This is a genomic window from Pseudomonas beijingensis, from assembly GCF_030687295.1.
Taxonomy (GTDB): domain Bacteria; phylum Pseudomonadota; class Gammaproteobacteria; order Pseudomonadales; family Pseudomonadaceae; genus Aquipseudomonas; species Aquipseudomonas beijingensis.
The window spans coordinates 1,320,741-1,332,604 of record NZ_CP117425.1; the positions used below are offsets into that span (position 1 = coordinate 1,320,741).

The 11,864-nt window shown below is 60.8% G+C and carries 8 protein-coding genes and 2 pseudogenes; 6 read left to right on the plus strand and 4 right to left on the minus strand.

Annotation, left to right across the window (positions count from 1 at the left end; translation table 11 throughout):
* Window positions 1-24: 24 nt before the first annotated feature.
* Genes rfbD through rfbB form a run of 4 tightly spaced genes read right to left on the minus strand, consistent with a single transcriptional unit; the run spans window position 25 to window position 3,402 of the window.
* Window positions 25-909 (minus strand): dTDP-4-dehydrorhamnose reductase, encoded by an 885-nt coding sequence (gene rfbD, locus PSH84_RS06130; protein ID WP_305469241.1) that lies wholly within the window; start codon window positions 907-909, stop codon window positions 25-27.
* Window positions 906-1,451 (minus strand): dTDP-4-dehydrorhamnose 3,5-epimerase, encoded by a 546-nt coding sequence (gene rfbC / locus PSH84_RS06135; protein ID WP_305469243.1) that lies wholly within the window; start codon window positions 1,449-1,451, stop codon window positions 906-908. Before rfbC ends, rfbD begins: the two co-directional genes overlap by 4 nt.
* Entirely contained in the window at window positions 1,448-2,323 is an 876-nt protein-coding gene (rfbA, locus tag PSH84_RS06140) for a glucose-1-phosphate thymidylyltransferase RfbA (RefSeq protein ID WP_305469245.1), read from the minus strand. The genes rfbC and rfbA overlap by 4 nt, the downstream gene beginning before the upstream one ends.
* Entirely contained in the window at window positions 2,320-3,402 is a 1,083-nt protein-coding gene (gene rfbB / locus PSH84_RS06145) for a dTDP-glucose 4,6-dehydratase (RefSeq protein ID WP_305469247.1), read from the minus strand. Before rfbB ends, rfbA begins: the two co-directional genes overlap by 4 nt.
* Before the next feature lie 209 nt (window positions 3,403-3,611).
* Between rfbB and PSH84_RS06150 the strand changes: the two genes are divergently transcribed.
* The 6 genes and pseudogenes from PSH84_RS06150 to PSH84_RS06175 all read left to right on the plus strand — a co-directional run bounded on the left by PSH84_RS06150 (window position 3,612) and on the right by PSH84_RS06175 (window position 11,863).
* A complete protein-coding gene (locus PSH84_RS06150; RefSeq protein WP_305469249.1) occupies window positions 3,612-6,524 on the plus strand; it encodes an aminotransferase in 2,913 nt (970 codons plus the stop codon).
* Window positions 6,525-6,784: 260 nt separating this feature from the next.
* Complete coding sequence (gene aguA, locus PSH84_RS06155; RefSeq protein ID WP_305469251.1) at window positions 6,785-7,891, plus strand: agmatine deiminase; 1,107 nt, start codon at window positions 6,785-6,787, stop codon at window positions 7,889-7,891.
* A 243-nt stretch (window positions 7,892-8,134) separates the two neighbouring features.
* Entirely contained in the window at window positions 8,135-8,335 is a 201-nt protein-coding gene (locus PSH84_RS06160) for a hypothetical protein (protein WP_003196752.1), read from the plus strand.
* A gap of 216 nt (window positions 8,336-8,551) precedes the next feature.
* Window positions 8,552-9,224, plus strand: a pseudogene (locus PSH84_RS06165) (DsbA family protein).
* A gap of 249 nt (window positions 9,225-9,473) precedes the next feature.
* Window positions 9,474-10,762 (plus strand): annotated as a pseudogene (locus PSH84_RS06170) (OprD family porin).
* A gap of 354 nt (window positions 10,763-11,116) precedes the next feature.
* Window positions 11,117-11,863: a 2OG-Fe dioxygenase family protein gene (locus tag PSH84_RS06175; RefSeq protein WP_122565217.1), complete on the plus strand. Its 747-nt coding sequence runs from the start codon at window positions 11,117-11,119 to the stop codon at window positions 11,861-11,863.
* Window position 11,864 lies beyond the last annotated feature (1 nt).

An 11,864-nucleotide genomic window follows, 5' to 3' on the forward strand; every position in this document is an offset into this window, starting at 1 on the left:
TTCGCAAATACTATTTGTAAGGCCTTACCAGGCTTGTCCGGCAAGGCACTGTTGCAGCGCGTTTCGCCAGTCGGGTTGGCTCACCGCCCATTCCTTGAGCAGGCGGCTGCAATCCAGGCGCGAGTTCAACGGCCGAGGGGCCGGCGTCGGATAGTCGCTGGATGCAATGGGCTCTAGCAGCGCACACGGCTTGTGTCGTTCGAGCAGGTTTTCGCCGATGGCCTGGGCGAAACCGAACCAGGAAGTCTCGCCCCGGGCCGTCAGGTGATAGGTGCCCCAGGCTCCGGGTTGACCGGCCTGCCAGCGCTCGATCAGTTGGGCGGTGCTGTCGGCAATGGTGCCGGCCCAGGTTGGTGCGCCAATCTGATCGGCCACCACCCGCAGTTGCGGTTTTTCCTGCAGCAGGCGCTGCATGGTCAACAGGAAGTTGCGGCCCTCGGTGGAGTAGACCCAACTGGTGCGCAGGATCAGGTGCTGGCCGCCAGCCTGGCGGATGGCATTTTCGCCGGCCAGTTTACTGCGCCCGTAGACACTCAGCGGGTTGGGCGTGTCGTCTTCGGTGTAGGGAGCGGGCTTGAGCCCATCGAAGACGTAGTCGGTGGAGTAGTGAATCAACGGTATGCCTAGTTCGACCGCGGCCTGGGCCAGGATGCCCGGTGCCGTGGCGTTGATGGCAAAGGCTTGTTCCGGCTCGCTCTCGGCCTGGTCGACGGCTGTGTGGGCGGCGGCATTGATGATCAGGCCGGGCCTCAGGGCCTCGATGGGCGCGCGCAGGGAATCCGCCTGCGCCAGGTCGAGCTGGTCGCTGCCGCGTACGAGCAACTCGCCCATGCCGCTCAGGCGCGATTGAAGCGCCCGGGAAACCTGGCCATTCTGGCCGATAATCAGGATGCGCAGGGGGGTATTCATGGGAACAGGTCTGCCTCGTGCAAGGCCTTGCCGTTCTGGTCCTTGGCCGAGAGGATCGGCGCGCCTTCCAGCTCCCAGTCGATGGCCAGTTGCGGGTCGTCCCAGCGAATGCAGCGTTCGGCCGAGGGCGCGTAGTAATCGGTGGTCTTGTAGAGGAAGTCCGCCGATTCGCTCAGCACGACGAAGCCGTGGGCAAATCCTGGTGGTACCCACAACTGCCGATGGTTCTGCGCCGACAGGCGAACGCCTGCCCATTGGCCAAAGGTCGGCGAACTGCGGCGAATGTCCACCGCGATATCGAGCACCTCCCCGGCAGTGACGCGCACGAGTTTCCCCTGGGGCTGTTCGATCTGGTAGTGCAGGCCCCGCAGCACGCCCCGGGTGGAGCGTGAATGGTTGTCCTGGACGAACTGCAGGGTGCAGCCGGTTGCCTCGGCAAACGCCCGGGCATTGAAGCTTTCGTAGAAAAACCCCCGATCGTCACCGAAGACTTTCGGTTCGATGATCAGGACGTCCGGCAAACGGGTGGCGATGACGTTCAACGTGTTTCTCCGGCGATCTTGAACAGGTACTGGCCGTAGCCGGTCTTGCCAAAATACTGGGCGCGCTCAAGGATATGTTCGCGGCTGACCCAACCTTGCTGGTAGGCAATTTCTTCCAGGCACGCCACTTTCAGGCCTTGGCGATGTTCGATGGTCTGCACGTACTGCGAGGCTTCCAGCAGGCTGTCGTGGGTGCCGGTGTCCAGCCAGGCAAACCCACGGCCGAAGCGCTCGACGTGCAGGTCGCCGCGTTGCAGATACACATTGTTGACGTCGGTGATTTCCAGTTCGCCACGTTTGGATGGCTTGATGGCCTTGGCGATCTCGATCACGTCGTTGTCGTAGAAGTACAGGCCGGTCACCGCGTAGCTGGATTTAGGCGCGGTGGGTTTTTCTTCGATTGACATCGCCCGCCCTTCTGAGTCGAAGTCGATCACGCCAAATCGCTCAGGGTCCTTGACCCAGTAGCCGAACACTGTCGCGCCACTTGTCCGGTTGATGGCCGTCTGCAGTTGCTCGCCGAAATACTGGCCGTGGAAAATGTTGTCGCCCAGGATCAGGCACACCGAGTCGCCGCCAATGAACTGCTCGCCAATCAGGAACGCCTGGGCCAAGCCATCGGGTGATGGCTGCTCGGCGTAGCTGAACTGCACGCCAAACTGCTGGCCGTCGCCCAACAGGTTGCGGTATTGCGGCAGGTCCTGAGGGGTAGAAATGATCAGGATGTCCTTGATGCCCGCGAGCATCAGCACCGAGATCGGGTAATAAATCATCGGCTTGTCATAAATCGGCAGTAGCTGCTTGGAAACCCCGAGAGTAATCGGGTGCAGGCGGGTGCCGGAACCGCCGGCCAGGACAATGCCCTTCATCATGCAATTGCATCCTTGTTGTCGAGCGAGCCCAGGCGCTCGCCCTGATAACTGCCGTCCTGGACACGTTGGCACCACAGCAGGTTTTCGAGGTACCACTGCACCGTCTTGCGCAGCCCGGTCTCGAAGGTTTCCTGAGGTGTCCAGCCCAGTTCCCGTTCGATCTTGCTGGCGTCGATGGCGTAGCGCAGGTCATGGCCGGGGCGATCCTGGACGAAGCTGATCAGGTCGGCATAGTGCTCCACCCCTTCGGGTTTACGTGGCGCCAGTTCTTCGAGCAGCGCGCAGATGCTGCGCACCACGTCGATGTTTTTCTGCTCGTTGTGCCCGCCAATGTTGTACGTCTCGCCGATCGCGCCCTGGGTGACGACCTTGAGCAGCGCACGGGCATGGTCTTCGACGAACAGCCAGTCGCGCACTTGCTGGCCGTTGCCGTAGACCGGCAGCGGTTTACCAGCCAGCGCGTTGAGAATCACCAGGGGAATCAATTTTTCGGGGAAATGAAACGGCCCGTAGTTGTTCGAGCAGTTGGTCAGCAGCACGGGCAAGCCGTAAGTGCGTTGCCAGGCGCGGACCAAGTGGTCGGACGCCGCCTTGCTCGCCGAATACGGTGAGCTTGGGGCATAGGCAGTGGTTTCGGTGAACAGATCATCCACGCCGTGCAAGTCGCCATACACTTCGTCGGTGGAGATGTGGTGGAAGCGAAACGCGCGTTGCTGCGGTTCGGCCAGGGCCTGCCAGTAGGCGCGGGTGGCTTCCAGGAGGCTGTAGGTGCCCACAATGTTGGTCTGGATGAAGTCCGCCGGGCCATCGATGGAGCGGTCCACATGGGACTCGGCCGCCAGGTGCATGATGGCCTCAGGCTGGAATCGCGCCAGCACCGCACTGACGGTCGCTTGATCGACAATATCGGCCTGGACGAATTCGTAGCGGCTGTCGTGATCGATGCTGCTCAGCGATTCGAGATTGCCAGCGTAGGTCAACTTGTCGAGGTTCAGGACCTGGTGCTCGGTATCGAGAATCAAGTGCCGTATGAGCGCCGAGCCGATGAAGCCCGCACCGCCAGTGATGAGAATGCGCATCCGGTTAAAGCCTTTTTCCGTGGGACCACAAAGCATAGGCGCATAGCTTGTCGGCAAGGCGGGAGCGGTGCAAGCGAATATCCCACGGATGCACCCTCCCCACACAGCGTCTCGAGGGGACTGTGCATATTTTTGAACAGAGGGGTTGCTTATCCTCCGACTCAGTGGCGAGATAGGCATCCGAACAAAACCACCTCAGGGGTCCTTGTATGCCATTCGCTACGTTGGTTCACCGTGCCAGTTTGCCAAGCCCACAGATCAGCGCCGAGCAAGCGCTGGTGCTGCTGCGCTCGAATTACGGACTCAGCGGTGACCTGCGACCCCTTGGCAGCAACCAGGACCTCAACTACCGCGTCGACAGCGAGCGCGGGCGCTTTGTGTTGAAAATTTGCCACGGTGACTACGCTGTCCCGGAAATAGAGGCCCAACACGCCGCCCTCAAGCAGTTGGCCGGACACGACGCGGTGAAAGTGCCGCGGGTCATTGCGGCCGCCAACGGCCAGGACCTGCTGACATTGGACGTCGACGGCCAAGCGGTTCACATGCGACTGCTGGAGTACATCGACGGCCAGTCCCTCACGCAGCTCAAGCACCTGACGCCCGAGCTGGTGACCGGCCTGGGCCGCCTGTGCGCGGAAATGGACCTGGCCCTGGCGACATTCGATCACCCGGGCCTGGAGCGCACCTTGCAATGGGACGCACGCCACGCCCCGGCCCTGGTCGAGTACCTATTGCCTGTCATCGAGGATGAACAGCGGCGCCATCTGGTTGCCGAGGTCGCGCAACAGGCCGAGCGGCGCTTGCAGCCGCTCAAGGCCAGCCTGCCGGTGCAGGCGATCCACATGGACATCACCGATGACAACGTGGTCTGGCAGCGCGATGCCCAGCGCCAGTGGCACTTGCAGGGCGTCATCGATTTCGGCGACCTGGTCCGTACGTGGCGCATCACTGACTTGTCGGTGACGTGCGCGGCCCTGCTGCATCACGCCGACGGCGACCCGTTCTTCATCTTGCCGGCGATCAAGGCCTACCACGCGGTCAACCCCTTGCAGCGCCAGGAGCTGTTGGCCCTGTGGCCGCTGATCGTGGCGCGCGCCGCGGTGCTGGTGCTCAGTGGTGAACAGCAGGTTTCCATCGACCCGGATAATCAATACAGCCGCGACAACCTGGCCCATGAGTGGGAAATTTTCCGCGTCGCCCACTCGGTGCCCTTAGAACTGATGGAAGCGGCGATTCTCACCGCCGTCGGCCACAGCCTTCCGGCCATTGCCAGCGAGGGCTTTGCGCCGCTTTTGCCGACCCTGGTAGGGCGTGAGTTCGCCTTGATTGACCTGGGTGTGCTGAGCCCGCATTTCGAGGCTGGCAATTGGGAGCAGCCGGGGATCGACCAGCGCCTGCTGGATGAAGCCGCCGGGCTTCACGGCCTGGCCGCCAGCCGCTACGGGCAGTACCGTTTGTCTCGCACCCGTCCGGACAGCGCCGTCGAGCCCGACACTTATCCGTTGCACGTGGCGTTGAGTGTTCCCCAGGGCACGCCGCTCGAATCACCGTTCGCCGGGGTTGTGCACAAGACCGCCGACGGCATGTTGCAACTGGACAGCGCGCAACTGAGCGTGCGCTTGTGGGGCGTGACATCGCCGCTGCATTCCGGCGCGGCGCTGGTCAAGGGGCAGGTGCTGGGTGAAGTGACGGGGCCGTTGCAGGTCCAGTTGTGCCGGGGCGCCCAGGTGAATCCGCCGCTGTTCTGCACGCCCTCCAGGGCCCTGGCCTGGCAGGCGCTTTGCCCTTCGCCGGCGGTGCTGCTGGGGCTGGCGTGCGATGCCGAGCCAGACGTCGATCCCGAGGCACTGCTGGCCCGCCGCGATGCGAGCTTCGCCCGTTCGCAGAAACACTACTACGTCGATCCGCCGCGCATCGAGCGTGGCTGGCGCAACCACCTGATCGACATGCAGGGCCGCTCGTACCTGGACATGCTCAACAACGTCGCCGTGCTGGGCCACGGCCATCCACGCATGGCGGCGGTGGCTGCCCGGCAATGGTCGCTGCTCAATACCAACTCGCGTTTCCACTATGCGGCGATCGCCGAGTTTTCCGAGCGCCTGCTGGCGCTGTCGCCGTCCAACATGGACCGGGTATTCCTGGTCAACAGCGGCACCGAGGCCAACGACTTGGCGATCCGCCTGGCCTGGGCCTACAGCGGCGGACGGGACATGCTCAGTGTGCTGGAGGCATATCACGGCTGGTCGGTGGCCGCCGATGCGGTGTCGACGTCCATTGCCGATAACCCCCAGGCCCTGAGCAGTCGCCCGGAGTGGGTGCACCCTGTGACCGCCCCGAACACCTATCGCGGCGAGTTCCGTGGCCCCGACAGTGCGCCGGACTACGTGCGTAGCGTCGAGCACAATCTGGCGAAAATTGCCGAGAGCAAGCGCCAGCTCGCCGGTTTCATCTGCGAACCGGTGTACGGCAATGCTGGTGGGATCGCACTGCCGCCTGGCTACCTGAAGCAGGTCTACGCGATGGTGCGCGAGCGCGGTGGGGTCTGCATCGCCGATGAGGTGCAGGTCGGTTACGGGCGCATGGGCGAGTTTTTCTGGGGCTTCGAAGAGCAAGGCGTGGTGCCGGACATCATCACCATGGCCAAGGGCATGGGCAACGGCCAGCCGCTGGGAGCCGTCATCACTCGCCGGGAAATCGCCGAAGCGCTGGAAGCCGAGGGGTATTTCTTCTCGTCGGCCGGTGGTAGCCCGGTCAGTTGCCAGATCGGCATGGCCGTGCTGGATGTCATGGAAGAAGACAACCTCTGGGAAAATGCCCGGGAGGTTGGCGGGCATTTCAAGGCTCGACTGGAGGCCTTGATCGACCAGTATCCATTGGTCGGTGCGGTGCATGGCTCCGGGTTCTACCTGGGCGTGGAGCTGATCCGTGATCGCGAGACCTTGGAGCCGGCCACTGAAGAAACCATGGCGCTGTGCGATCGCCTGCGAGAATTGGGAATCTTCATGCAACCGACGGGCGATTATCTGAACATCCTCAAGATCAAACCACCGATGGTGACCACGCGTCAGAGTGTGGATTTCTTTGTCGATATGCTGGCGAAGGTATTGGACGAGGGGCTGTAACCGATCGGGAACGTCAAGCTGTGAAGCTGTTTCCCCTGTGGGAGCGAGCTTGCTCGCGATGACGGTGTCCAAGCCACTATTAATATGGCTGACCCACCGCTATCGCGAGCAAGCTCGCTCCCACAGGGGCTTAGCGTGTTTAAATCGATTTTTGTCGATGTTTTTACCTTCCTTCTGGTGGTTGTTAGGTTTTTAGACTTTATTAGTCGATATTTATCGTCTATAAAGGTGTCATTGCCCATCGCCCCAGGAGATGACCCATGACAACATTGCACAGCACTCCGCGCGCGGATGGTTTCCACATGCCAGCCGAATGGGCGCCCCAGACCCAGGTCTGGATGATCTGGCCCGAGCGCCCGGATAACTGGCGCCTGGGCGGCAAGCCCGCGCAGGCTGCCCATGTCGCGGTTGCCAAGGCCATCGCCCGTTTTGAACCGGTGACCGTGGCGGTCTCCGCGGCCCAATACGAAAATGCCCGGGCGCGCCTCGACGTGCCTAATATCCGCCTGGTGGAAATGTCCAGCGACGATGCCTGGGTCCGCGATACCGGTCCTACATTCGTGATCAATGACCGCGGTGAAGTGCGCGGTGTCGACTGGGATTTCAACGCCTGGGGCGGTTTTGACGGCGGCCTGTATGCGCCGTGGAACCGCGATTCGCAAGTGGCCAGCAAGATCCTCGAGATCGAGCGCAGCCCGCGTTATCGCACCGAAGGTTTTGTGCTCGAGGGCGGGTCGATCCATGTGGACGGCGAAGGCACCGTGATCACCACCAAGGAATGCCTGCTCAACCGCAATCGCAACCCGCACATGAGCCGTGAAGAAATCGAGGCGGTACTCAGCGCACAATTGGCCGTGGACAAGGTCATCTGGCTGCCGGACGGTCTGTTCAATGACGAAACCGACGGTCATGTGGATAACTTCTGCTGCTACGTGCGTCCTGGCGAGGTGCTGCTTGCCTGGACCGACGACCCGCAAAACCCGAACTACACCCGCTGCCATGCGGCGATGGACGTGCTGGAAAACAGCACTGATGCCAAGGGTCGCCCGTTCACAGTGCACAAAATGCCGATTCCGGGGCCGATGTATGCCACCGAAGAGGAATGTGCGGGGGTGGATGCGGTGGAGGGATCCCAGGAACGCAACCCGAGCGTGCGACTGGCCGGTTCCTATGTGAACTTCCTGATCGTCAACGGCGGCATCATTGCGCCCAGCTTTGACGATCCGCTGGACGGCCCGGCCCAGGCGCTTCTGCAGAGCCTGTTCCCGGAGCACGAAGTGGTCATGGTGCCAGGGCGCGAACTGTTACTGGGCGGCGGGAATATCCATTGCCTTACCCAACAGCAACCCGCGCCATACGTAAAATGAGTGGCGATGTAACAGCCTGCTGATAGCGCCTGCGCCGGCTCTAACTCGGCGATTTTGGATCCATCCCGGCAAGCCCGCGGCCCGATTGGGCCGTGGGTTTTTTTGTGTCTGTTAATGGGGGGCGCGGTTACATTGGCATAGCTCTTGTATCGGATCAGTGGCAGTTCCGGGGAGTGGAGCTGAGTTGTTTTGTCATAAACCTTGGATAAATTAGCCGCTCATCAACCAGGAGAGGGCGCTGGAATGAATATGACAAGCGAGCGCACATGCCATCCCTTGGCCGTTAATGGTGAGTCGCTTCAAGCCTTGGCGCAGTGGTTGAAGTCCAACGGAACGCGTCAGATCAGAGAACCTGATCCGCGCCGGATGATCGTTGAGCGTTATCCCGTTGGCCTGTTTAGCGAGGCAGAGCTGGAAGCGTTGTGGGATGTAATGCAAGGATAGAATTCGACGGATTGATAAAAAGCGCTGGCCGGGATGGCAGCGCTTTTTTTGTGCCCGCTGGATGTCGAATTCACTTAAATCCCTGTGGGAGGGTGTTCAATTCAAGTGGGCATTCGCCCGATCCACGAAACACACTGAAAACCGTTCCAGCGTTTTTCCAAAGCACTCCAGAGACTAACCTGCTGCCATCGAACCCTCATGGCTAGCGGAGTTTCCATGACCACTCTTCATTACATCTACGACCCGCTGTGCGGCTGGTGCTATGGCGCCAAGCCGCTGGTGCAGGCGGCCCGGAGCGTATTGCCGGTGACCCTGCATGGCGGCGGCATGATGACCGGCACCAATCGCCAGCAGGTCTCACCGCAGTTGCGCAATTATGTGATGCCCCATGACCGGCGCATCGCCGAATATTCCGGGCAGCCATTTGGCGAGGACTATTTCGAAGGCTTGCTGCGAGACCACAGCGCGGTGTTCGATTCGACGCCGCCGACCGCCGCCGTCCTGGCGGCCGAACAGCTCGGCGGCCACGGCCTGGAACTGCTGGGGCGCTTGCAAACCGCGCACTACGTCGAAGGCCGGCGCATCTCGGACGACGCCGTCCTGCTGGAACTCGCTCACTCCGTCGGCCTGCCGGCCGAGGCATTCCTGGCGGCGTTCCGTGCGGCTGATGTGCAAGGGCACATCAAAGGCCAGCCGCACCTTGCTGGCCCAGGTCGGCGGCCAGGGCTTCCCAACCCTGGCCCTGGAGCAGGACGGCCGGTTCACGCTGATCGACATCGGCCCCTGGCTGGGCAAGCCCGAGGCCGTCGCCCAATGGCTGAAGCAAACCCTGCCGGAGCAGGCCGCTGCGCCATCAGCGACTTGCGGTTTGGATGGTTGTTCGTTTTGATCGGTTCTTAGACATTTTTCGCCTAATTACAGACAATTCACGAAATTGACACACCGTTGAGGGCGCGACTAGGATTCGCCCTACGCCTGTGGCTGACAGCCATGACTCTTAAATAATAAAAAGGCCCGACACGATCAGACGTGGGCGGGCCTTTTCATTATTTTCAGGAGCAAGAGTCCGAAAAAGAGCGCAAAGCGCCATTTCGGCTGCTCGCCGCGGTGCGTATCAACCCGTACAAGGAAAATAATCATGTTGAACAAGCGCATTAGTTTGATCGCACTGGGGGATCTTGAGCACGACACACGCCATGGCCAACGACCAGGCGGAATCAAAGGGGTTCGTTGAAGACAGCAGCCTGAAAGTGCTGCTGCGCAACGCTTATATCAACCGCGACTACAAAGACGGCAACAAGGACAAGGCCGAATGGGGCCAGGCGGCCATCGGTACGTTCTCGTCCGGTTTCACCCAAGGCACGGTGGGCGTGGGTGTCGATGCCTTCGGCCTGTACGCGTTGCGTCTGGACGGCGGCAAGGGGCGTAGCGGTGCGCAAGGCATCGATTTCTTCAAGAAAGGTGACAGCGGCAACGCGGCCGATGACTTGTCCAAGTTCGGTGCGGCGGTCAAGTTCCGTGTCTCCAATACTGTATTGGCCTACGGTGACCAGATGCCGGCCCTGCCGGTGCTGAGCTATGACAACTCGCGCTTGCTGCCGGAAAGCTACACCGGCACGCTGATCACCTCCAAGGAGATCAAGGGCCTGGAACTGAATGCCGGCCGTTTCACCGCCGAATCGCGCAAGAGCGCCGAGGGCCGTGACAGCGGTGGCCTGAAGTCGATCAACGTCTTGGGCGGCAGCTATCAGTTCACCGAGCAGTTCAAGGCTTCGCTCTACGCCTCGGATGTCGAGGACGTACTGAAGAAGCAATACGTGAACGCCAACTACGTGTTTCCGCTGGCCAAGGATCAATCCCTGACCCTGGACTTCAACGGTTATCGCACCAAGCTGGACAACAGCTACGTTCGCGAAAACAACGTCACTGGCGACGACAACAAGATCTGGAGCCTGGCCGCCACCTTCGCCACCGGCCCGCACAGCTTCACACTTGCTCACCAGCGCAGCACCGGCGACAGCAACCTGGGCTACGCCTACGGTGGCTATCAGCGCGGGCAGAATCGGGTAGGTGATGGCGGCAACACCATCTACCTGGCCAACTCCTACTGGTCCGACTTCAACGCTGAGGATGAGCGCAGCTGGCAGTTGGGCTACGGTCTGGGACTTCACCACCTTCGGCGTACCGGGCCTGACCTACAACGTCGCTTATGTGCGTGGCGATAACATCACCACCTCCACCAGCGAAGGCGGTACCGAGCGCGAGATCTTCAACCAGTTCAAGTACGTGGTCCAGAACGGCCCGGCCAAGGACTTGAGCGTCAGGTTGCGCAGCTCTGTGTTGCGGGTGTCGCAAAAGTCCAGCGAGTACAACGTCAGCGGCAATGAGCTGCGGGTGTTCGTGGATTACCCGATCAGCGTCTTCTGATGCCTGATCAGGTTACGAGCGTATAAAACCGTGGCGAGGGAGCTTGCTCCCGCTGGGCTGCGCAGCAGCCCTTCTTGGGTGAGCGCTGCGCACTCAAGCGGGAGCAAGCTCCCTCGCCACAATTGATTCATACCTGCCTGAAGTGAATAGGGTTGTGTCGCCAAACTCGGGTTTTTTTGGCCTTTAGCGCCAGAAAAGCCACTGAAACCACCTGTTTTCCCGAGAAAAAGTCGTACTAATGCAACGCTGCCCACCGTTTCAAGCGTCGCTTGAAATGCCTCAAATACTTTCTCATGGACGTAAATCCTGCACCTACTAGATTAGGCCGCTCAATGCAGTGGAGACCTATGAAAAATGATCGTTCTGAACAGGGAAGTGGGCGAAGCGCTGAGACGTGACAAATTCGTCAACGTTCGCGGTGGGGACTTCAACCTCTACGGTCATTTCGGCGATTTTGTCCGGCTGACCAAAAGCTGGGAAAACATGGAGCCCGACAGTTACTACGGCCAGGCCGAGTCAGGCATGCGTTTTCGCCGCTACAGCGACTTCGAATACAACCCTACGACCCGTGAGCTCAAGCAGCTCGAACACCGGGCCTACGTTCAGTCCAAGGCCAACAACAGCTATGTCGGCGGACTGGAGCGGCACTTCCAGGATTTCTCCAACGAAGTGATCAATTCGCCGGTGATGCGCAGCCTGATCGACACGGACTTCGAGGTGTACAAGAACGTTCTGCCGCAGGAGCTGCACGATGAAATCTGGCAGTGCCAGATCCATCAGATCCGCATCGAGATCAAGCCGGGTAAACAACTGGAAATCACCCCCGAAGGGATTCACTGCGACGGCTATCCGTTCAGCGGCGTGCACTTCTGGGGCCGCCAGAATGTGGCGGGTGCGGAAAGCCGCTTGTACACCGCCCAGGAAGAACAGCTGGCGGCGACGACCTACGAGGACATCCTCGACACCACGTTTTTCCTGGATCGCGACATGCGTCATTACGTGACCCCGGCACGCAACACCCATAGCCATGACATGGCGTACCGGCAGATCCTGGCCATTTCCTTCTCGCGGCCCGGGACCGCTTTCGACATTGTTCGCTGAA